The 20517-nt window shown below is 72.4% G+C and carries 17 protein-coding genes; 7 read left to right on the top strand and 10 right to left on the bottom strand.

Going from position 1 to position 20517, the window contains the following annotated elements; genetic code table 11:
• Positions 1 to 13: 13 nt before the first annotated feature.
• Both ACZ4Z2_RS36130 and ACZ4Z2_RS36125 read right to left on the bottom strand, forming a co-directional pair.
• Positions 14 to 1258 carry a sugar ABC transporter substrate-binding protein gene (locus ACZ4Z2_RS36130; protein WP_468081910.1) on the bottom strand — a complete coding sequence of 415 codons (1245 nt, stop codon included), beginning with the start codon at positions 1256 to 1258 and terminating at the stop codon, positions 14 to 16.
• A gap of 188 nt (positions 1259 to 1446) precedes the next feature.
• A complete protein-coding gene (locus tag ACZ4Z2_RS36125; RefSeq protein WP_468081909.1) occupies positions 1447 to 2487 on the bottom strand; it encodes a LacI family DNA-binding transcriptional regulator in 1041 nt (346 codons plus the stop codon).
• 419 nt (positions 2488 to 2906) lie between these two features.
• On the opposite strand from ACZ4Z2_RS36125, the gene ACZ4Z2_RS36120 reads away from it, so the two are divergent.
• Positions 2907 to 3455, top strand: coding sequence for a DUF1062 domain-containing protein (locus ACZ4Z2_RS36120; RefSeq protein WP_468081907.1), 549 nt, complete (start codon positions 2907 to 2909; stop codon positions 3453 to 3455).
• A gap of 160 nt (positions 3456 to 3615) precedes the next feature.
• Entirely contained in the window at positions 3616 to 4800 is a 1185-nt protein-coding gene (locus tag ACZ4Z2_RS36115; protein WP_468081906.1) for a pyridoxal phosphate-dependent aminotransferase, read from the top strand.
• Between the two features lie 5 nt (positions 4801 to 4805).
• Here ACZ4Z2_RS36115 and ACZ4Z2_RS36110 read toward each other — a convergent pair whose 3' ends face one another.
• On the bottom strand, positions 4806 to 5402 hold the full coding sequence (locus ACZ4Z2_RS36110) for a TetR/AcrR family transcriptional regulator (RefSeq protein WP_468081904.1): 597 nt from the start codon (positions 5400 to 5402) through the stop codon (positions 4806 to 4808).
• Between the two features lie 175 nt (positions 5403 to 5577).
• On the opposite strand from ACZ4Z2_RS36110, the gene ACZ4Z2_RS36105 reads away from it, so the two are divergent.
• Together ACZ4Z2_RS36105 and ACZ4Z2_RS36100 are read left to right on the top strand one after the other, a co-directional pair.
• On the top strand, positions 5578 to 6474 hold the full coding sequence (locus ACZ4Z2_RS36105; RefSeq protein ID WP_468081903.1) for an NAD(P)-dependent oxidoreductase: 897 nt from the start codon (positions 5578 to 5580) through the stop codon (positions 6472 to 6474).
• 203 nt (positions 6475 to 6677) lie between these two features.
• Entirely contained in the window at positions 6678 to 7919 is a 1242-nt protein-coding gene (locus ACZ4Z2_RS36100) for an AraC family transcriptional regulator (protein ID WP_468081902.1), read from the top strand.
• 88 nt (positions 7920 to 8007) lie between these two features.
• Here the strand turns inward: ACZ4Z2_RS36100 and ACZ4Z2_RS36095 are convergent, their stop codons facing one another.
• The 6 genes from ACZ4Z2_RS36095 to ACZ4Z2_RS36070 all read right to left on the bottom strand — a co-directional run bounded on the left by ACZ4Z2_RS36095 (position 8008) and on the right by ACZ4Z2_RS36070 (position 15687).
• Positions 8008 to 9441 (bottom strand): aldehyde dehydrogenase family protein, encoded by a 1434-nt coding sequence (locus ACZ4Z2_RS36095; protein WP_468081900.1) that lies wholly within the window; start codon positions 9439 to 9441, stop codon positions 8008 to 8010.
• Positions 9438 to 10316: an SDR family NAD(P)-dependent oxidoreductase gene (locus ACZ4Z2_RS36090; protein WP_468081899.1), complete on the bottom strand. Its 879-nt coding sequence runs from the start codon at positions 10314 to 10316 to the stop codon at positions 9438 to 9440. The genes ACZ4Z2_RS36095 and ACZ4Z2_RS36090 overlap by 4 nt, the downstream gene beginning before the upstream one ends.
• Entirely contained in the window at positions 10313 to 11659 is a 1347-nt protein-coding gene (locus tag ACZ4Z2_RS36085) for a flavin-containing monooxygenase (RefSeq protein ID WP_468081898.1), read from the bottom strand. The genes ACZ4Z2_RS36090 and ACZ4Z2_RS36085 overlap by 4 nt, the downstream gene beginning before the upstream one ends.
• Positions 11660 to 11768: 109 nt before the next feature.
• On the bottom strand, positions 11769 to 12578 hold the full coding sequence (locus ACZ4Z2_RS36080) for an MBL fold metallo-hydrolase (RefSeq protein ID WP_468081896.1): 810 nt from the start codon (positions 12576 to 12578) through the stop codon (positions 11769 to 11771).
• A gap of 44 nt (positions 12579 to 12622) precedes the next feature.
• Complete coding sequence (locus ACZ4Z2_RS36075; RefSeq protein ID WP_468081894.1) at positions 12623 to 14341, bottom strand: sensor histidine kinase; 1719 nt, start codon at positions 14339 to 14341, stop codon at positions 12623 to 12625.
• A gap of 275 nt (positions 14342 to 14616) precedes the next feature.
• A complete protein-coding gene (locus ACZ4Z2_RS36070) occupies positions 14617 to 15687 on the bottom strand; it encodes a zinc-dependent alcohol dehydrogenase family protein (RefSeq protein WP_468081892.1) in 1071 nt (356 codons plus the stop codon).
• A gap of 201 nt (positions 15688 to 15888) precedes the next feature.
• Here ACZ4Z2_RS36070 and ACZ4Z2_RS36065 point away from each other — a divergent pair, with 201 nt between their 5' ends.
• Complete coding sequence (locus ACZ4Z2_RS36065) at positions 15889 to 16266, top strand: STAS domain-containing protein (RefSeq protein ID WP_468081890.1); 378 nt, start codon at positions 15889 to 15891, stop codon at positions 16264 to 16266.
• Between the two features lie 8 nt (positions 16267 to 16274).
• Here the strand turns inward: ACZ4Z2_RS36065 and ACZ4Z2_RS36060 are convergent, their stop codons facing one another.
• Positions 16275 to 18656 carry a phosphoketolase family protein gene (locus ACZ4Z2_RS36060; RefSeq protein ID WP_468081889.1) on the bottom strand — a complete coding sequence of 794 codons (2382 nt, stop codon included), beginning with the start codon at positions 18654 to 18656 and terminating at the stop codon, positions 16275 to 16277.
• A 49-nt stretch (positions 18657 to 18705) separates the two neighbouring features.
• Between ACZ4Z2_RS36060 and ppk2 the strand changes: the two genes are divergently transcribed.
• Positions 18706 to 19509, top strand: a complete 804-nt coding sequence (gene ppk2, locus ACZ4Z2_RS36055) for a polyphosphate kinase 2 (RefSeq protein WP_468081887.1) — start codon at positions 18706 to 18708, stop codon at positions 19507 to 19509.
• Positions 19510 to 19988: 479 nt separating this feature from the next.
• Complete coding sequence (locus ACZ4Z2_RS36050; RefSeq protein ID WP_468081885.1) at positions 19989 to 20399, top strand: pyridoxamine 5'-phosphate oxidase family protein; 411 nt, start codon at positions 19989 to 19991, stop codon at positions 20397 to 20399.
• Positions 20400 to 20517 lie beyond the last annotated feature (118 nt).

Below are 20517 nucleotides of genomic sequence, written 5' to 3'. Positions count from 1 at the left end.
CGGCCGTTCCTGGCTACTGGGCTGCGGACTGCGCCTTGGCCAGCGCGTCCTTCGGCGACCCGGCCCCGCTGAGGGCGGACTGGACGGCCTTCCACAACTGCTCGGAGATCTTCGGGTACTTGGTGCCCAGGTCGTCGCTGGTGCGGCCCTTGGCCGCCTTCACCGCGTCCACCCAGGGCTTGAGCTGGGCGTTGGCCGCTACCTGCTTGTCCTGCACTTCGGCGGTGGGCGCCACGTAGGACAGGGTGGTGTCGGTGTCGAGCAGGTTCTGGGTGCTGGTCAGGCAGGTGGCCAGCTTCCGCGCGGTGGCGTAGCGGGCGGTGTCGCCCTGCACGGGGAGGGTGACGAACTCGCCGCCGGTCGGGGCTGCGGCGTTGCCGCCGTTGACGCCGGGTATGGGCAGGACGCCGTAGTCGAAGCCGGCCTTCTCGGCGTTGGCGAGCTGCCAGGTGCCGTTCTCCGCGAACGCGTAGTCGCCGCTCGCGAACTCCTGCCAGCTGGTGGTCTGCGTGTTGTTGATGACCGAGTTCGGGGCGTACCCCTTCTCCAGCCAGCCCTTCCACAGCGACAGGGCGGAGACGGCCTGGTCGGAGTCGAGGTCGGTCAGCTGGGCGCCGGAGCCCCAGAACCAGGGCAGGAACTGGAAGCTGCCCTCCTCCGTGCCGATCGCCGAGAACGTGATGCCCTTCTTGCCGGCCTTCTTCACCTTCGCCAGCGCCGCCGTCAGCGACTTCCAGTCCTTCACCGAGGCGACATCCACGCCGGCCTTCTTCAGCACCTCCTTGTTGTAGTAGAGGGCGAGCGTGTTGGCACCGATCGGCATGCCGTAGGTCTTGCCGCCGGACTGGCCGGCCGCGAGCAGGTTCGGGTCCACCTTGGAGGTGTCCAGCTTGTTCTCGTCGGTCGTGGTGAGGACGCCCGCCTCGGCCAGCGTGGAGACCACCGGGTTGTCGACGATGAGCACGTCGGCGGAGTTGTCCTGCTGGGCCGCCAGCAGCGCCTTGTTCGACAGGTCGCTGGTGTCGAACGCGGTCCGCTTGACCTTCACACCCGCCTGGGTGCCGCAGTCGTCCAGCAGCTTCGCCCAGGCCGAGGTCTTGTCGAACTGCGGGTACGGGTCCCAGATGGTGTAGGTGCCCCCGTCCGCGTCCTTGGCGGCGCCGGTGCTGCCCGATCCGGAGGAGCAGGCGGTGCCGACGACGGCGACAACAGTCGTCAGAGCCGTAGCGATAAGACGGCGGCTGGTGGTTCTACGCATGGCGGGTTCCTTGGTTCCAGGCACAGCTGTGCCGTGACAGGGGCGAAGAGGGCATACGGGCACACCGAACGGCCGCGTCAGGGGTGTCGGGTCCGGGTGGCCGGTGCAGAGAGGGGGGAACGGGAAGGGCCCGTGATCTGCGGTTCAGGAGTCGCTGTTCAGGGGGTTCGCGGCTCGGGGGGCGTGGTTCAGGAGGCGCCGGCGGGGTCGGCGTAGGTGGCGCCGCCCGCGGGGCCGGTGCTGGCCCGCAGGGAGATCGGCGGGGCGAGGAGGTGGTGGCGGGGAGCGGCGCCGGGGTGGTCCAGGCGCTCGATGAGCAGGTCGACGGCACGCCGGCCCATCTCCTCCGCCGGTACGTCCGCCGCGGTGAGCTGCGGGGTCACCGTCTGAGCCCACCGGGACGCCACCACTCCGGTCACCGAGAAGTCGCGTGGAACATGGCGGCCGGCGTGGGCGAGCCCCCGGTAGAGACCGCCGAGGGCGGCCTCGTTCAGGGTCACCAGAGCCGTGGTGGTCGGGTCCTCGGCCAGAATCCGCTCCAGACACGCCTGCCCCGAGGCGGCATCGTCCCCGCAGCAGTACGTCCGCACGGTCAGCCCGCGTTCGGCTGCGGCCTTGGTGAAGCCGTCCAGCCCCCGGTGGGCGGACTCGTAGCCCGCCCGCAGCAACTGCTCGGGCCGGTTGACGAAGGCGATACGGCGGTGGCCGAGGTCCGCCAGATGGTGGACGCAGGCCGCCGCGAGCGCGGTGTGGTCCAGGCCCACCCACCAGCCGCCTTCCGGATGGGCGGTGCGGCCGATGGCGACGGAGGGGAAGTCCAGAGCAGCCAGGTGATCAACCCGGTCGTCCTGCAACCTGATCTCCATCAGGATCGCCCCGTCGACCCGCCGCTCCCCCAGCAACCGCTGGAACGAACGGTCACTGTCCACACCACTCGGCGACAACAGCACGTCGTAGTCGTACGCCGCCGCGGCCTCCACCACACTGCCGATGAAATCCAGCTGCATGCCCGTGTAGTGGTTGCCGGCCGGCGGGAAGACCAGACCGATCGTGCTGGTCCGTCCATTGGCCAAAGCCCGCGCACTCGCGTTCGGACGGTAATCCAGCTCATCGATGACGCGCTGGATCTTCTCGCGCGTCTCGTCCGACACCGGACGCTTCCCGCTCAACGCGTACGACACGGTGGAACGCGAGACACCGGCCCGCTTGGCGATCTCACCGATGTTCACGGCGACTCCTTGCTCGAACCGGTTCTGGGGCGAGCCGGTCGTCGAACCGGTTCGCGTGAAGGAAGTTAGGAGCGGACCGGGACACTGTCAATGCCTCGTGCCGAACTCCGTCATACCCAGTCTGGATCCCTGCCGGAACCATTGCTAGGCGTGGGCGGCGATGCTACTTTCCGGCGAACCGGTTCGACAGAGCCCCGCCCGCCGGCGGCGCGGTGACGGGCGGGTACCCGCGTCCGCCGTAAATCGGTGGAGCGGCACCGACGTGCGCCGCTACCGTGCTGCCGACCCGAGTCCCCCGATCAAGGACGTGCCGTTGTACACCGTGTGAGACCTCCCGACTGCTGATCTGTCGCGCGTCGCGCTCGTCCGCGCCGCGCTGCTTCCTGCTGCGGACTTCTCACTGAAACCGGTGTACTTCTGTGCTCACCACCTGGGTGGTCATGCCCACCTGCCTGCCGCTCGTCGTGCGTCGCTGTCCCGCGTGCGCGTCCCAGCGCTTCCGGGCGAACGGCAAGTTCCGTGTCAACGCGAACCACAAGCTCATCGACGCCTGGCTCCTCGTGCTCTGCACGGGGTGCGGGGACACCGCGAAGCTTCCGGTCCTGGAGCGGGCGCATGTGCGTTCCGTACGGCCGGAGCTGCTGGACCGGCTGCACGACAACGATCCCGCGCTGGCGGCCGAGTTGCTTCAGGACCCGGTCGTGCGGCGCCGTAGCCGTGTCGCCCTCGACTGGGATGGCGCCTGGCGTCTCGACACCGGCGGCCGGGAGCATCTGGACCGCGAGGTGATCGATGTGTCGGTCCGCTTCGCGGCGCGGATCCCCGTCCGCCCGGTCCGGCTGATCGCGGAGGGCTGCGCCCTCCCGCGGGCCGAGGTCGAGCGGTTGATCGGGGAAGGGAAACTCGTCTCGACGGTCCCCCTGAACGGCAGGACGTCCAGCGACTTCACCTTCACGCTCAAGCGCTGAGCGAGGTCGTCCCCCGCGCCCGCGGGCCGCGGGGGACGAACCCGGCGTCGGGACGAACCCGGCGTCGGGACGAACCGGGCGGCGGGGCGGGCGGGCCTCGGGGAGGCCGGTGGGTGGACGGGGCTGTGTGCGGCGGGTGCCGCGCGCCTAAGGTCCCGGTATGAGCAACGTACGGATCTCGGCACGTGCCCGGGCAATCGCCCCGTTCTACGCGATGGAGTTCGGCAAGTACGCCGCCGCCCTGGAGGCCCAGGGGCACCACGTCGTCAAACTGAGCCTCGGGGAGCCCGACTTCGGCGCGCCGCCGGCCGTCCTGGACGCCATGCGCGACGCCATGGACGGCCGGCCCCTCTCCTACACGGCCGCCCTCGGGCTGCCCGCCCTCCGGGAGGCCATCGCCGGGTTCTACGCGGGCCGGCACGGCGTCGAGGTCGATCCGGCGCGGGTCGTGGTGACCGCGGGCGCCTCGGCGGCGCTGGTGCTGGCCGCCGCCGCGCTCGTCGACCCCGGCGACGAGGTGCTCATCGCGGACCCGGCGTACCCGTGCAACCGCCAGATCGTCGAGAGCTTCGGCGCCCGCGTCGGTCTCGTCCCGACCACCGCCGAGGGCCGGTACCAGCTGACCGCCTCGTCGGTGCGGTCGAGTTGGACGGAGAACACGCGCGGGGTCATGGTCGCCACCCCGTCCAACCCGACGGGCACCTCCGTGCCGGCCGGCGAACTCGCGGCGATCTGCGAGACGGCCCGCGAGCGGGACGCGTGGCGCCTCGTCGACGAGATCTACCTCGACCTCGGCGACCACGACGAGCGGGGCCGGCCGCCTCGTAGCGCGCTGTCGTTCGACCCCGGTGCCGTCGTGATCAACAGCTTTTCGAAGTACTTCGGGATGACCGGCTGGCGGCTCGGCTGGTGCGTCGTGCCCGAGCCGCTCGTACCGGCGCTGGAACGCCTGGCCCAGAACTACTTCCTGTGCGCGTCCGCCCCGGCCCAGCAGGCGGCCCTCGCCTGCTTCACCCCGGAGTCCCTGGCGGTCTGTGAGGCCCGCCGGGTCGAGTTCACCGAGCGGCGGGCGCTCGTCCTGGACGGACTGGAGCGTGTCGGGCTGCCCGTCCCCGTGCCACCGGACGGCGCCTTCTACGTCTACTTCGACGTCGGCGGCACCGGGCTCACCTCGTGGGAGTTCTGCGAACGGGCCCTGCGGGAGGCGCATGTCGCGCTGACTCCGGGCCGGGACTTCGGCGTGGGCACGGCGGACAGCCACGTACGGCTGTCGTACGCGGCGTCGGCCGAGGACCTGAGCGAGGGCATCGCCCGGCTGGGGAAGTTCCTGGCGACGCTGCGGTAGGGCGATCAGCCGGCCTCGCGCACCGCCGCGTCGAGGAGGGGGCCGAGTTCCCGGGCGACGGTCGTCAGGGCGCGGATGTCGCGCTCGGCCCTGGCCATCAGGATCGCCCCCTCCAGGGCGCTGATCATGAGGGTGGCGAGCGCCCCGGACCGTTCCTCGGGTACGCCCATGTCCGTGAGCGCGCCGGCCACCGGACCGGCCCAGGTGGCGAACGCGGCGGCTGCCGCCGTACGCGTGGACGCGGTGGACTCGGCGCAGTCCACGGTCGCCGCGGCGACGGGACAGCCGCCGGCGAATCCGGCGGTCTCGTACTCGTCGGTCCACTGCCGCACCATCTCGGTGAACAGCCCGCCGGGCGTCGGCTCGTCCAGCGCGGCGAGGAAGCGGGCGACCCGCTTGCCGGCGTACCGGCCCGCCCAGTCCACCGCCTCGTTGACCAGTTGCTCCTTGCCGCCGGGGAAGTAGTGCTGGAGCGAGCCGCGCGGCGCCCCCGCGTGCGCGGCGACTTCCCGCATCCCGGTCGCGGCGACGCCCTCGCGCCGGATCAGCTGGGCCGCGCTGAAGACCATCCGCTCCCGCGGCCCCCGTTCGGACTGCGCCATCCCTGTCCTCCCGCGTCCCGAGCGTCTCCGACCCTGGTGGGTGTGACCGGCCGTCGCGGCCCGTCCTCTCGGCGCCACCCTATGACCGCCGTCATAGACGCGGCTACTATGACCGCTGTCATAGTCGGCGGTCGGGGCGGCACGGCTCGCGGGTGGGCCGGGAAGGCAGGGGATCGTGAACGTCGGTTTCATCGGCCTCGGGGTCATGGGGCAGCCCATGGCCCTCAACCTCGCCCGTGCCGGGACGCCCCTCGTCGTCTGGAACCGCACCGTGGGGCGGTGCGCGCCGCTGGGGGCCGCCGGTGCCGAGGTCGCGGCGGGGCCCGGCGAGGTCTTCGACCGGGCCGGGACCGTGTTCCTGATGCTGGCCGACGAGACCGCCGTCGACGCGGTCCTGGGCCGCGGCACCCCGGAGTTCGCCGCCCGCGTCGCCGGGCGCACGGTCGTGCACATGGGTACGACCTCCGCCGAGTACTCGGCCGGTCTGCGGGACGGCATCCGGGCGTCCGGCGGGCGGTACGTCGAGGCGCCGGTCTCCGGCTCCCGGGTCCCGGCCGAGCGGGGCGAACTCGTGGGGATGCTCGCGGGTGACGAGGACGCCGTGGCGGCCGTACGGCCCCTGCTGGCTCCCCTGTGCCGGGAGACGTTCGTGTGCGGTGCCGTCCCGGGGGCGCTGCTGATGAAGTTCTCCGTGAACCTGTTCCTGATCACGCTGGTCACCGGGCTCGCGGAGGCGTTCCACTTCGCCGACCGGCACGGGCTCGACCAAGGGCTGCTGCGGGACGTCCTGGACGCGGGCCCCATGGCCAGCGCCGTCTCCCGGATGAAGGGGCCCAAGCTGCTGACCCGTGACTTCACCGTGCAGGCCGCCGCCGCGGACGTCCTCAAGAACAACCGTCTGATCGCGGAAGCCGCCCGCAGAGCCGATGTGGCGTCCCCGCTCCTCGACGTCTGCCACGCGCTGTTCGGAGAGACCGTCGACCAGGGGCACGGCGGCGAGGACATGGCGGCCGTGGTGCGCGCCCTGGAGGCCCGGACGGCGGGTGCCCGCGGGGATCACCGCTCGGCCTGAGCGATCGGCCCGCCAGGGGGGACGGCAGCGGGTCGGCGCGTACGGACGGCAGGGGGGCGCCGCGTACGGGACGGCAGAGGGCCGACGCGTACGGGACGGGGCGTCGGCGGCCGGGCAGGGGGCCGTGGCGGCCACGCCCGGGACAGGTCGGGGCCAGGTTGCCTACAGTGAGCCGAGGGACGGCCCGGGTGAGAGGGAACGCGATGCACGATGCTCCCGACCAGGTCACCACCGGGGCGCCCCCGCGCGGCGCTCGGGCGACCGCCACGAGCGCGGCGGCGCCGGAACCGGAGTCCGCCACCACGGCCCCGGCGCCCTCTCCGAACGCCACCCCCGGCCCCCCGACCGACCTGGCCGAACCGACCGCCGCCGCAGCCGCCGCCCCCCTTGGTACCGCCCGCAGCACCTCCGCCACCATCGCGCCGAACATCCTGCGGTATCTCGCGCGGGTCGCCGAGGAGGACGGTGTCGATCTGCGGCCCGTGCTCGACGAGGCCGGGCTCGACGCCACGGTGATGCGCTCCGCCGCGCTGCGGGTCTCGTACCGGCAGGGCAGTGACGTCATCCGCCGGGCGCTGGAGCGGACCGGCGACGAGCACCTGGGACTGCGGGTGGGCGCGGCGCAGCACCTCACCGCGTGGGGGCCGCTCGGCCTCGCCATGATGGCCGCCGACACCTTCCAGCAGGCCATCGACACAGGGCTGCGCTACCAGAACCTCTCGGGGGCGATGCTGGTGTGGTCGGCGCGCTGGGAGGGCGACGGCTACGTCCTGCGCGTCGACCTGCCGGACCCGGCGCTGGACCCGGCGGTCGCCGTCTTCCTCATCGAGGAGGCGTTCTCCAGCGCCGCCACCCTCACCCGGCTGAACGTCGGCGCCTCGTTCGCCCCGGAGGCCGTCGACCTCACGTTCCCCGCGCCGCGCGACACCCGCCGGTTCGACGAGTTGTTCCGCTGCCCGCTGCGCTTCGGCGCCCCCGCCAACCGTCTGGTGTTCCCCGCGCGCTGGGTGCGCGCGGCCCAGCCGGGGCGGGACCCCATCACGTACGCCTCGACCCTGGAAATGCTGGACGCGCAGCTGGCGTCACGCCGTGACCAGCAGGACCTCCTCGAAGTGCTGGAGATCTCCATCGCGCAGCGCCTACCGGACGTCCCCTCGTTCGTGGAGCAGGCCCGCAGGCACGCCTCCAGCGAACGCACCCTGCGCCGCCGCCTCGCCGAGTGCGGCACCACGTACGAGGCGCTCGTCGACGGCGTGCGCCGGGAGCGGGTCGAACAGCTCCTCCGCCGGCCCGGGCTGACGCTGCGTGACATCACGCGGCAGGCGGGCTTCGCGGATGTGCGGGCGCTCCGGCGGGCGGTGCGCCGCTGGCACGGTGTGACACCGGTGGAGCTGCGCGCGAGGCTGCTGGAGCGCCGGAAGCCCACCGGCCGACGGCCCGGATGACGGGTGACGGCTCCCTGCCGGGGCAGGGGCGTGCCCCGCGACGGGCGGGTCCGGGCGGGCCTCGGTCGTCCGCCGGGCCCGCCCGGTCTCAACGGGTCCGGATCCAGACCGTCTTCTCACGCGTCCACTGGTGGAAGGCGTCGGTCGACTTCTCCGCTCCGCCGAACCCGGACTGCTTCCAGCCGCCGAACGGCGTGGTGATGTCGCCCTCGCTGTAGGCGTTGACGGAGACGACACCGGCCTGGACGCCGCGGGCGAGTCGGAGCGCGGTGTCGAGGTCGCGGGTCCACACCGAGGCGGCGAGCCCGTACTCGGTGGCGTTCGCCAGACGTATCGCCTCGTCCTCGGCAGTGAAGGTCTGGACGGTGACGACCGGGCCGAACAGTTCCCTGGTGAGGACGTCGCTGCCCTCGGGCGCGCGGGTGATCACGGTGGGCGGGTAGTAGGCCCCGTGCCGGGGCAGGCCGTGGAGCAGTCCGCCGGTGTGGACGCGGGCCCCGCCGTCCCGTGCGGCGTCGACCGCCGCCGCGACCCGGTCGAAGGCCGCCCGGTCGATCAGAGGCCCCACCCGGGTGCCCGGGTCCGCGGGGTCGCCGACGACCAGGCGTCGCGCGGCGGTCGTGAACCGTTCCAGCACCTCGTCGGCGATGTCGCTGTGGACCAGGACACGGGAACCCGCCGTGCAGTTCTGGCCCATCGTCAGAAACGCGGCCTCGATCATGTGGTCGATGAGTTCGTCACCGTAGGAGAGGGCGTCGGCCATCAGGACCTGGGGGCTCTTGCCGCCCATCTCCAGTGAGACCCGTTTGAAGTTGCTGTCGGCCGCGTCCTTGAGGACGCGCCGCCCGGTGGCGGTGGAGCCGGTGAACGACAGGGCCCCCACGACGGGGCTGCGGGCGAGGGCGGCTCCGGTGACGGAGCCGTGGCCGGTGAGGACCGTGAGGACGCCGTCGGGCAGACCGGCCTCGGCGGCGAGCCGGGCCAGGTGCAGGGCGGAACGCGGGGTCGCCTCGGCGGGCTTGACCACGAGGCAGTTGCCGGCGGCGAGGGCGGGGCCGGCCTTCCAGGCGGTCATGGCGAGCGGGTAGTTCCAAGGGAGGATCGCCGCCACCACCCCGACCGGTTCCCGGGTCATCAGGCCCAGGGCGTCGGGCCCGCCCGTCGAGACCCGGCCGAAGACCTTGTCGGCCGCCTCGGCGAACCAGCGGACCGACTCGACGGCTCCCGGTACGTCACCGGTGAGGCACTCCGTGATGGGCTTTCCCGCGTCCTCGCTGTCCAGCCGGGCGAGGATCCCGGTGTCGCGTTCCATCAGGTCGGCGAGGCGCAGCAGCACCGCGGCGCGCTCCCGGACGGGCAGCCCCGACCAGACGCCGGACTCGTGGACCCGCCGGGCCCGTTCGACGGCCTCGGCGACCCCCTCGGCGCCGGTGGCGGGCACGGTGGTGATCCGCTCCCCGGTGGCCGGGTTGACGACGGCCAGCACGGCGGGGCCCTCGGCGGGACTCTCGATCACGGTCATCCCTCCTCCACCAGTTCCCAGCGTCCGTCGACCTGCCGGGCCAGTCCGCGGCGGCGCAGGTCGTCCAGGTAGCGGGCCATGCCGCGTTCGCCGCGCTGCCGGAACAGCGGGAACGCCTTCGGCAGCAGGTTCGGCGCCAGCATCGCGAGCCGCACCAGACGGGACTCGCCGGGACGGGGGTACGCCTCCAGCCGGGGCCGGTCGAGGAGGCTCAGCACGGCCGCCACCACATCGGCGGGCTGCTGCGGCACGTCCTGGAACTGCAGGGAGTTCCCGCCGTCGACGGCTTCCTGGCGCAGCATCCGGGTGTCGGTCGCCGACGGCAGTACGGACCCGGCCCGGATGCCCTTGCTCCTCAGGTCCAGGCCGATGGCGAGCATCGCGCCGCGCAGCCCGAACTTCGAGGCCGTGTAGACCGGCGTCTCGCCGAGGGGGAGGATCCCGCCGAGGGAGACGGTGGTGACCACGCGGGCGTCCCGCGACGCCCGCAGCAACGGGACGGCGATCCTGGTGGTGACCAGCGGCGAGGTCAGGTTGACGGTGATCTCCCGCTCGATGCTCTCGACGGTGCGTGTGTCGAAGCGTTCGGCGCTGGTCATGCCGACGTTGTTGACCAGTACGTCCAGCCGGCCGTACAGGTCGGCGACCTGCTGGAAGAGGTGCTCCACCCGGTTCCGGTCCGTCAGGTCGCAGCCGACGGCGGTGTGGCCCGTGCCGGGCAGTTCGGCGGCGACCCGCTCGGCGCGCGCCTCGTCGAGGTCGACGACGACACAGCGGGCGCCGCCGGCGGCGAAGCGGTGGCAGAGCGCGCTGCCGATCCCGCCGGCGCCGCCGGTCACCAGCATGACCTTGTCGTGGAAGTCGTAGCGGCTCATGACAGCGCCTCCGAGCATCGCGCGGACCGCACGGGCGGGGGCTGGCCCTCGGTGCGCCAGCCCATGTCGGCGGCGATCCGGGAGAGGTGCTTCACGATGGTGGTGCTGTCGACGTAGCCGGTGTGGCGGGGCGAGGCGACGAACTTGATGCCGCCGGACAGGTCGGGGCGGTCGGTGCGGATCATGCGGGCGAAGCGCTCCGCGTTGGGCAGCCGGTGCCGTGCGTCGTGGATGTACCCGGCGATCAGCTGGGCCTGGGTGTCGAACAGCCGGTAGGCGCCGGAGTTGGTCTCGACGAAGCCGACGCCGAACAGGCCCTGGTGCTCGCGTGAGAACGACGACAGATACAGGTCGGGGTGCTGCTCGTCGCCGAAGTACTTCTGCGCGACCGGCACTTTGTGGACGTATCCGGTGGCCAGCAGGATCAGGTCGAAGTCGTCGCGGGTGCCGTCGGTGAAGTGGACGGTGCGGCCCTCGGTACGGGCGATGCCCGGCTTGGCGGTGATGTCCCCGTGCTGGAGGTGGTGGATCAGCAGGGAGTTGATGGCGGGGTGCGTCTCGAACAGCTTGTGGTCCGGCTTCGGCAGGCCGAGTCGGGCCGGGTCGCCGTTGACGATCCGCAGGAGGGTGCCGAAGACCCGCTGGGCCAGCCACATCGGCAGGTGCGGACCGCCGCTCGCGATGGTGTCCACGGGCCGGCCGAAGAGGTGCTTGGGAATGAACCAGTAGCCGCGGCGCATGCTGATCACCGCGTGGTCCGCGCTGCGGGCGGCGTCGCAGGCGATGTCGCAGCCGGAGTTGCCGGCGCCCACGACCAGGACGCGCTTGCCGCGCAGTTCCTCGGCGCTGCGGTAGCCGACCGTGTGGCGGACCTCGCCGGTGAAGTGGCCGGGGATGTCGGGGACGTTGGGGTGCCACTGGGCGCCGGTGCAGACCACGACCTGGCCGTGCGTGGTCCGCCGGCCGTCGGTCCGGGTGACCGTCCAGGTGCCGTCCGCGTTCTTCTCGACGTGCTCGACCTCCACGCCGAACTCGATGCGCTCGGTCAGCCGGTAGGCGTCGGCGAAGGACGTCAGGTACGACAGGATCTGCCGGTGCGGCGGGTAGTCGGCGAAGGTGTCGGGCATCGGGAACCCGCCGAAGCCGGAGAGGGTCCTGCTGGAGATGAAGTGGGCCGACTCGTACATCGGGCCGCCCGGGTTGTCGATGTCCCAGATGCCGCCCGGCCCCGTGTGCCGTTCGAGGTGGGTGTACGGCAGGTTCCGCTCCGTCAGGGCCCTGGCGACCGCCAGCCCCGCGGGCCCCGCCCCGATCACGCATGTGTCGTACCGGCTTGTTTCCATGAACCCGTTCCCTTGTCCGGCCGTTCGCGGTCCCCTCGTCGAGGGGTTGAGGGGAACCTACGGAGCGGCGGGCCGGGAAGAACTGGTCCTCGCGGTCAAAGAGGGGGCCTCAGCGGCCAGTGGCGGGGCCGCCGGGATGCCCGGCGCGTGCCTGTTCGAACAGGATCGGGTCGTGGGCGTTGACGATGGTCAGGTCCGCGTCGGCCCGCCCGTACAGCTCGGCCAGCCGGGCGTGGTTGGCGCGCACCCGCGGGAAGTCGTGGGCGAGCAGCGCTTCCGTGGCGCGCAGGACGCGCGGCACCGGGGTGCGGCCGTCGACGAGGCCGCGGTGGAAGAAGGAGTCGCCGGCGTGCAGGATCCAGCGGTCACCGGTGTCGACGGCGACGCAGGCGTGGCCCCGGGTGTGGCCCGGCAGGGAGACCAGGACGATGCCGGGGGCTATGGTGTCGAGTTCCTTGGCGGCGGCGAAGCCGCGCCATGCCTCGCCGTCCGGGGTGTGCTCGACGAGTTTCGGGCCGTGCGCCCACTGGACGGGCCGGTAGCGGTTCCGCTCCCGCCGGGACGGTGAGGTGATGGCCCCGCGGACCTCGGCCGCGGTGGTGTGCACCTGGGCGTCGGGGAAGTCGGACAGTCCGCCGATGTGGTCCAGGTCGAAGTGGGTGAGGACGATGTGCCGGACGTCGTCGCGGCGGAAGCCGAGGGCCTCGACCTGGCGGGCGGCCGTCTCGTCCGCCTTGAGAACGGGCCTGAGCAGACGGCGTGACCCGCCGAGGCGCCGTCCGGGATCGTCGATGTCGTGCAGTCCGAAGCCGGAGTCCACCAGGACCAGGCCGTTCGGCGCCTCGACGAGCAGGACATGGCAGACCAGCCGGGCGGTGGGCGGGAGCAGGGTCCCGCAGTTGAGGTGATGGACCCTCATGGCAGTACGACCTCCGAAGGGCCGACGTAGGGGCAACGGGTTGGTCAGGGGTGCTTCAGCGGTACGCGCCACACCAGGGCGGTGCCTCCCCCGGCGGGTTCCGTGAGGTCGAAACCGCCGCCGAGCTGCTCGGCGCGTTCGGCCATGTTGCGCAGCCCGCTGCGGCGGCCCTCCGCCGGGACGCCGACGCCGTTGTCGGTGACCGACAGGCGCAGCTCCTGCCCGTCGGTGGCGAGGACGACCTCGGCGCGGTCGGCGCGGGCGTGGCGGGCGACGTTGGTGAGCGCCTCGGAGAGGACGGCCACCACGTGGTCGGCGATGTCCTTGGGGACGTCCGTGTCCAGCAGGCCCTCCATCCGGACGCTGGGGGCGAAGCCCACGACCGGCGCCGCGTCCCCGACCACCCGGACGGCGCGGGCCCGCAGACCACTGCCCGCGGCTCCCTCGCGGGTGCGCAGGCCGAAGATCGTCGACCTGATGATCTTGATGGTCTCGTCGAGGTCGTCGACGGCCCGCGAGACACGTTCGGACGCCTCGGTGTGCTCGATGAACCGGCCCGCGCTCTGCAGGGTCATGCCGGTGGCGAACAGCCTCTGAATGGCCAGATCGTGCAGGTCCCGGGCGATCCGGTCGCGGTCCTTGAGCACCGCGACCTCCTCGGCCTCCAGCCTGCGTTCCGCGAGTTCCATCGCGATCGCCGCCTGGGCGGCGAAGCCCCGCAGGAGGTCGATCTCGTTCTCCGTGAACGCCGTCCGCCCCGCTTCCCGCACCAGGAGCAGCACACCGCGGACACCGCTCTCACCGGTGCCGACGGGGACGGCCACGGCCGGTCCGAGACCGGTGAAGCCGGGTGCGCCCGCCGAGACCCGTACGTCGTGGACGACGTCCGCGCTGGTGACGGCGGTCGCCCCGGCGAATGCCTCGCCGAGCAGGCTGCCCTCCACGGGCAGGACCAGACCGTGCAGGGTCTCCGCCTCCTGGCCCAGGGCGAGTTCCACGGACAGCGAGTCGGTCTCCTCCATCGGCATGGCCACCCCGGCGAGGGCGGCGCCGGTGATCTCGCGGGCCCGGTCGGCGATCAGGCCGAGGACCTCGGTGCGGTCCCCGCCGGCCATCAGCCGGTGCACGATCTCGGCGTTCGCCCGCAGCCAGCGCTCGCGGAGCCGGGACTCCGCGTAGAGCCGGGCGTTGTCGATCGCGACGCCCGCCGCGACGGCCAGGGTGAGGGTGACCGAGACGTCCTCCTCGTCGAACTGCGCGCCGCCGCGCTTCTCGGTCAGGTACAGGTTCCCGAAGACCTGGTCGCGCACCCGGATCGGGACGCCGAGGAAGGTGTTCATCGGCGGGTGGTGGGGCGGGAAGCCGTACGACGCCGGGTGCTCGGAGAGCTTCGCCAGGCGCAGCGGCTCGGGGTGGCGGATCAGCTCGCCCAGGATGCCGTGGCCCTCGGGGAAGGGGCCGATCCGGGCGATCTGCTCCTCGCTCACGCCGACGGTGTGGAAGGCGGACAGACGCTTGCCGTCGGGGCCGATCACCCCGAGGGCCGCGTACTCGGCGTCGACGAGGACGGCGGCGGCCTCGACGATGCTGCGCAGGGCCTGCTCCAGGTCCAGCTCCCGGCCGACGGAGAGCACCGCTTCCAGCAGGCTGTGGACCCGGTCCCGGGTGCCGCGGGCCGCGTCCAGGCGCGCCTGGAGCTCCTCCAGCAGCTCGTCCAGTCTCAGCTGCGGCAGCCGTACCCGGGCCTCCTGGGAGCTTCCCACCTGACGGTTCCTCCGGTCCCCTGTCCGACGGACCCCACCGGTCCGGCCTGTGGCCAACGTAATGGTCGGCCGCGTGGCACGGTAGCGAATCCGGCCGACCCGGCGGGGACCGGGCGGGCAGATCCGACTGCGGCGAAGGGCAGGCGAGTGCGGTCGAGACCGCCCCGAGGTCGGGACCTTCGGCCCCTGCGGGGCGGTGGGGTCGGAGGGACACTGGAGTCAGGAGCGGCACCGATCCCCCGCGGTGTCGCTCCGTCCCGTGTGCGTGGCGGGTCTCAGGCCGCGCGGACGGCGACCTCGCGGTGCGGCAGGTCGCCGAGCACCACCTTGAGGGCGCCGGTGTCGGCGGCCCGGCCGAACACGTCGTACGCCTCCTCCATGTGGTTCAGCGGGAACGTGTGGGTGACCAGGTCCCCGGTGGGCAGGCGGCCGGCGGCGGCCATGCGCAGCAGGGTGGGGGTGGAGCTGGTGTCGACCAGCCCGGTGGTGAGGGTGACGTTCTTGATCCACAGGTCTTCGAGGTGCAGCACGACCGGCTTGCCGTGGACGCCGACGTTGGCGACGTGACCGCCGGGGCGCACCATGCGGGTGCACGCCTCGAAGCTCTCCGGCAGGCCGACCGCTTCGATGACCACGTCGGCGCCGAGTCCGTCGGTGAGGTCGGCGATGAGCTGCTCGGGGTCCTCGCGGGCGTCGGCCACGGCGTCGGCGCCGAACCGTTTGGCGGCCTCCAGCCGGGCCGGGGCGGTATCGACGGCGACGATCCGCTCGGGGGCGAACAGCCGGGCGGTGGCGATCGCGGCGAGGCCGATGGGTCCGGCCCCGACGACGGCGACGGTGTCGCCGGGCCGGACGTGCCCGTTGAGCACGCCCACCTCGTAGGAGGTCGGGAAGATGTCGGCGAGGAGCACGGCGTCCTCGTTGCCGACCGTGCTGGGCAGCACGTGGACGGACAGGTCGGCGTAGGGGACGCGGACGTACTCGGCCTGCGTGCCGTCGATCAGATGGCCGAGGATCCAGCCCCCGCCGCCGCGGCACTGGCCGTAGGCGCTCTCCCGGCAGAAGCGGCAGCGACCGCAGGCGCTGATGCAGGAGACCAGGACGCGGTCGCCGGGGCGTACGGTCCGCACGTCGCCGCCGATCTCGACGATCTCGCCGACGGCCTCGTGGCCGAGGACGGTGCCGGGAGGCACGTCGGGGACGTCGCCCTTGAGAATGTGCAGATCCGTGCCGCAGATGGTCACGGCGTCGACCCGTACGACCGCGTCGGTGGGGTCCCTGAGCGCGGGGTCCGGGATGTCCTGCCAGGCCGACTGCCCGGGTCCGTGGAAGACGAAGCCTTTCATGACGCTCCTCACCGTCCTTCTCCGAAGTACCGGGAATACCCCACATGCGGGAAATGCCCCGCATATCCAGCTTGTCCGCCCGCGGCCCGGCGCGCACGGGCCGCCCGTGCGCCGGTGAGGGCACCTCGTCCCGCCCGGGCCGACCCGAAAGGGACCGAACGGCCCTACCACCGACCCGGTCACCAGGGCTTGTCTCGTCCCATGGACGAGAACGACACCGGGTCCGCGCCCTCCCGCTCGCACAGCACCTCCGGCGGCGCGACCGTCGTGACACTGCGGGGCGAGATAGACGTCGTGACGGCTCCCGCGCTCGCGGCCCGGCTGGACGCCCTGACCTCACGTCCCCATCCCGACCTGGTGCTGGACCTGCGTCCGGTCGAGTTCATCGACTGCTCCGGGCTCGGTGTGCTGTGCCGGGCCCGCAATCGGGCGCGGGCCCGGCACGGCCGGCTCCGGCTGGTCACCGACAACTCCCGCTTTCTGCGGCTGCTGCGCTGCACCGGCCTCACCGACGTCTTCGAGGTGCGTCCCCGGCTGCCCGAGGAGCCGACGGGGCCGGTGCCCGCCGCGGCGGGCTGAGCCACTCGTCAGGCGTTCCAGGCCCACTCGGCGACCTCGGGCAGGTCGGTGCCGTGTTCCCGGATCCAGGCGTGGTGACGGGTCCGGGCGTCGGCCATCTGCTGGCGTACGGCGGCGGCGCGCACGGCGAGGCCGGGGACGCGGTCGATGACGTCCATGACCAGGCGGTAGCGGTCCAGGTCGTTGCGGACGACCATGTCGAACGGCGTGGTGGTCGTGCCGGACTCCTTGTAGCCGCGGACGTGCAGGTTCTTGTGGCCGGTGCGGCGGTAGGCGAGGCGGTGGATCAGCCACGGGTAGCCGTGGTAGGCGAAGATCACCGGCTTGTCGGTGGTGAACAGTCCGTCGTACTCGAAGTCGTTCATCCCGTGCGGGTGTTCCTCCCGGGGCAGCAGCCGGGTCATGTCGACGACGTTCACGACGCGGACGGCGAGTCCGGGCAGATGCCGGCGGAGCAGCCCGGCGGCGGCCAGCACCTCCTGGGTGGGGACGTCCCCGGCGCAGGCGAGGACGACATCGGGTTCGCCGCCGTTCTCCGTGCCGGCCCAGTCCCAGATGCCCGCGCCGCGCGCGCAGTGGGCGCGGGCCTCGTCCATGGACAGCCAGTCGAAGCAGGGCTGCTTGCCCGCCACGACGACGTTGACGTAGTCCCGGCTGCGCAGGACGTGGTCCGCGACGGACAGGAGCGTGTTGGCGTCCGGCGGCAGATAGACCCGGACCACCTCGGGGCTCTTGTTCAGGACGTGGTCGACGAAGCCGGGGTCCTGATGGGAGAAGCCGTTGTGGTCCTGCCGCCACACATGGGAGGTCAGCAGGTAGTTGAGGGAGGCGAGGGGTGCGCGCCAGGGCAGTTCACGCGAGGTCCGCAGCCATTTGATGTGCTGGTTGACCATGGAGTCGACGATGTGGACGAACGCCTCGTAGCAGGAGAACAGTCCGTGCCGGCCGGTCAGGAGATAGCCCTCCAGCCAGCCCTGGCAGGTGTGCTCGGAGAGGATCTCCAGGACCCGGCCGTGCCGGTCCAGATGTTCGTCCACCGGCAGCGTCCCGGCCTGCCATGCCTTGCCGCTGGCGTCGAAGACGGCCTGGAGGCGGTTGGAGGCCGTCTCGTCCGGGCCGACGACCCGGAAGTCCCGGCGGTCGCGGGTGTCGTTCATGACGGCTTCCAGCAGTCCGCCGAGGACCCGGGTCGGCTCGTGCAGCGTGGTGCCGGGCTTGTCCACCGGCACGGCGAAGTCGTCGAGGGAGCGGATGGGCAGGTCACGGACGAGGAGGCCGCCGTTGGCGTGCGGCGTGGCGCCGAGACGGCGGGGCCCCTCGGGGACGCAGGCGAGGACGTCGGGGACGGGCCGCCCGTCGGGGCCGAACAGGTCCTGCGGCCGGTACGACCGCAGCCACGCCTCCAACTGCCGCAGGTGGTCCGGGTTCTCCCGCACCCCGGCGAGGGGGACCTGATGGGCACGCCAGGTTCCCTCGACGGGCTCCCCGTCGACCTCGGCGGGGCCGGTCCAGCCCTTCGGGGTGCGCAGCACGATCACCGGCCAGTGCACGCGCTCGGTGACGCCGTCCTCGCGGGCGGTGCGCTGCATGAGGGCGATCCGGTCGAGCGCCTCGTCGAGGGCCGCCGCCATCGCGCGGTGCACCTGGGCCGGGTCGTCGCCGGTCACATGGATGGGGATGTGCCCGTAGCCGCGCAGCAGCGTGTCCAACTCGGATTCGGGCAGCCGGGACAGGACGGTCGGGTTGGCGATCTTGTAGCCGTTGAGGTGGAGGATCGGCAGGACCGCCCCGTCGTGCACGGGGTCCAGGAACTTGTTCGAGTGCCAGGCGGCCGCCAGCGGCCCGGTCTCCGCCTCGCCGTCCCCGATCACGCAGGCGACCAGCAGACCGGGGTTGTCGAAGGCGGCGCCGTAGGCGTGGGCCAGCGAGTAGCCGAGTTCGCCGCCCTCGTGGATGGAGCCGGGTGTCTCCGGGGCGACATGGCTCGGTACCCCGCCGGGGAACGAGAACTGCCGGAACAGCCGCTCCATGCCCCCCGCGTCCCGCGGGACATCGGGGTAGATCTCGCTGTAGCTGCCTTCGAGCCAGGAGTTGGCGAGCACGGACGGCCCGCCGTGGCCGGGCCCCCAGACGCACAGCGCGTCGAGGCCGCGTGCCTTGATCACACGGTTGAGGTGGGTGTGCACGAGGTTGAGGCCGGGCGAGGTGCCCCAGTGGCCGAGGAGCCGCGGCTTGATGTGCTCGGGCCGCAGCGGCTCGGTCAGCAGCGGGTTCGCCATCAGATAGATCTGTCCGGCCGCCAGGTAGTTGGCGGCCCTCCAGTGGGCGTCCAGGGTGCGCAGTTCGTCGTCGGAAAGTACGGTGACGTTCTGGTGTTCGACCTTGGTCATGGGTGACTCCGGAACTCATCGACAGGGGTCAGAGGGTGGTGGAGGCGGCATGGCCGGCAAGAAGGCGACGAAGGTGCCGCGCGCGGCGTACGAAGAGGAAATGCTGCGTCTGCAGACGGGGTTGGTGAAGCTCCAGGAGTGGGTGCGGACGACGGGCGCTCGGCTGGTGGTGATCTTCGAGGGCCGGGACGCGGCGGGCAAGGGCGGCACGATCAAGCGGGTCGCGGAGCATCTGAACCCGCGCGTCGCCCGGATCGCCGCGCTGCCGAAGCCGACGGAGCGCGAGCGCGGCCAGTGGTACTTCCAGCGGTACATCGAGCACCTTCCGGCGGCGGGGGAGATCGTGCTGTTCGACCGGTCCTGGTACAACCGGGCCGGGGTCGAGCATGTGATGGGCTTCTGCACCGAGGAGGAGTACCAACTTTTCCTGCGGCAGTGCCCCATCTTCGAACGGATGCTGGTGGAGGACGGGATCCTGCTGCGCAAGTACTGGTTCTCGGTGAGCGACACCGAGCAGCAGGAGCGGTTCCGCAAACGGCTGGAGGATCCGCTGCGGCGCTGGAAGCTGTCGCCGATGGACCTGGAGTCGATCTCCCGCTGGGAGGCGTACTCGCGGGCCAAGGACGAGATGATGGTGCACACCGACATCACCGAGGCGCGCTGGTTCGTGGTGGAGAGCGACGACAAGCGGCGGGCGCGGCTGAACATGATCGCCCACCTGCTCGACTCCGTGCCGTACCACGAGGTCCCGCCGGCGGTGCTGCAACTGCCCGAGCGACCTGCCTCGACCGGCTACGAGCGCCCTCCGCGCGATCTGCGCACCTACGTCCCGGACCACGCGGCGAACCTCTGAACGGCGGGCCTCGGGACGACGGGCCTGTCTGCGGCGGGCCTGGAGACGGCGGGCCTCCCTGCGGCGGGCCACCGCGGTGACATCCGGTACGGGTGCTCGTGTACGGCCATGGCCATGTCTCCCTTCGTGTGGGCCGGACCGTGCCCCGGCGCCTCCCACCCTGCCGTCCCACGCCCGGCCGCGCCGGATGCCGAAGGGCCGCGGTGACGGGGCCCTACGGTCCCGGCGGCGGGCCGGGCGGCCCATGGCGCCGCTCGGGGGGCGCGCCGGTACGGCCGGCGCGTGAGGTCCGAGCCACGCGAGGTTGTCCGAGCCACGCGCATTCACCGAGCAGAACACGAACCAGGGGTTCCCGCCGGACGACACGAGTGCCCGGCAGGGCCCGTGGGGCTCTGCGGGGGCCCCGGGGGGCTTCCCCGGGCCGGAGAACGGGCCGACCGGCCCTACCCGTGTTCGAGCGGCGCGCCGACGATGGACTGATGGTTCAGAACGATGTCTTTCGCGCGCTCGACCGGCAGGAGTGCCTGAGACTCCTGGCCGAGGTGCCGGTCGGCCGGGTGGTCTACACGCGGCGCGCGCTGCCCGCGGTGCTCCCGGTCAACTTCGCGCTCGACAGCGACGCCTCGGTGCTGCTGTGCACGTCGGCCTCCTCCGACCTGGTGCGGGCCATCGACGGTGTCGTCGTCGCGTTCGAGGGCGACGAGTTCGACCCGGCCACCCGCTCCGGCTGGAGCGTCGTCGTCACCGGCCGGGCCGACGTCGTCACCGATCCCGCCGAGCACGAGCGACTGTCGCGCAGCGGCCCCGCCTCCTGGATGCCGACGCGGAACGAGGTCTTCGTGCGGATCGCGCCCGAGATGGTCACCGGCCGTGAACTCGGCCCCCGCTGACCGCGCGCCCGCCGAGGACCCGGCCCCTCGCCAGGACTCTTCGGCAGCCGTGCCGGGTCGCACGGACCGGATGGGCGGGGACCGCCACGAGACCGAGACCGCACGGGACCGGGGCCGC

The sequence above is a fragment of the Streptomyces sp. NPDC030183 genome, assembly GCF_055573455.1.
This window is presented reverse-complemented; position numbering and strand designations above follow the sequence as displayed.

Bases quoted from the DNA above. Each gene is read 5' to 3' on its own strand.
- ACZ4Z2_RS36070 (WP_468081892.1), bottom strand. From the start codon at position 15,687: ATGAAAGGCTTCGTCTTCCACGGACCCGGGCAGTCGGCCTGGCAGGAC.
- ACZ4Z2_RS36095 (WP_468081900.1), bottom strand. From the start codon at position 9,441: ATGACCGTGATCGAGAGTCCCGCCGAGGGCCCCGCCGTGCTGGCCGTC.
- ACZ4Z2_RS36085 (WP_468081898.1), bottom strand. From the start codon at position 11,659: ATGGAAACAAGCCGGTACGACACATGCGTGATCGGGGCGGGGCCCGCG.
- ACZ4Z2_RS36115 (WP_468081906.1), top strand. From the start codon at position 3,616: ATGAGCAACGTACGGATCTCGGCACGTGCCCGGGCAATCGCCCCGTTC.
- ACZ4Z2_RS36060 (WP_468081889.1), bottom strand. From the start codon at position 18,656: ATGACCAAGGTCGAACACCAGAACGTCACCGTACTTTCCGACGACGAA.
- ppk2 (WP_468081887.1), top strand. From the start codon at position 18,706: ATGGCCGGCAAGAAGGCGACGAAGGTGCCGCGCGCGGCGTACGAAGAG.
- ACZ4Z2_RS36130 (WP_468081910.1), bottom strand. From the start codon at position 1,258: ATGCGTAGAACCACCAGCCGCCGTCTTATCGCTACGGCTCTGACGACT.
- ACZ4Z2_RS36110 (WP_468081904.1), bottom strand. From the start codon at position 5,402: ATGGCGCAGTCCGAACGGGGGCCGCGGGAGCGGATGGTCTTCAGCGCG.
- ACZ4Z2_RS36100 (WP_468081902.1), top strand. From the start codon at position 6,678: ATGCACGATGCTCCCGACCAGGTCACCACCGGGGCGCCCCCGCGCGGC.
- ACZ4Z2_RS36065 (WP_468081890.1), top strand. From the start codon at position 15,889: ATGGACGAGAACGACACCGGGTCCGCGCCCTCCCGCTCGCACAGCACC.
- ACZ4Z2_RS36050 (WP_468081885.1), top strand. From the start codon at position 19,989: ATGGTTCAGAACGATGTCTTTCGCGCGCTCGACCGGCAGGAGTGCCTG.
- ACZ4Z2_RS36090 (WP_468081899.1), bottom strand. From the start codon at position 10,316: ATGAGCCGCTACGACTTCCACGACAAGGTCATGCTGGTGACCGGCGGC.
- ACZ4Z2_RS36080 (WP_468081896.1), bottom strand. From the start codon at position 12,578: ATGAGGGTCCATCACCTCAACTGCGGGACCCTGCTCCCGCCCACCGCC.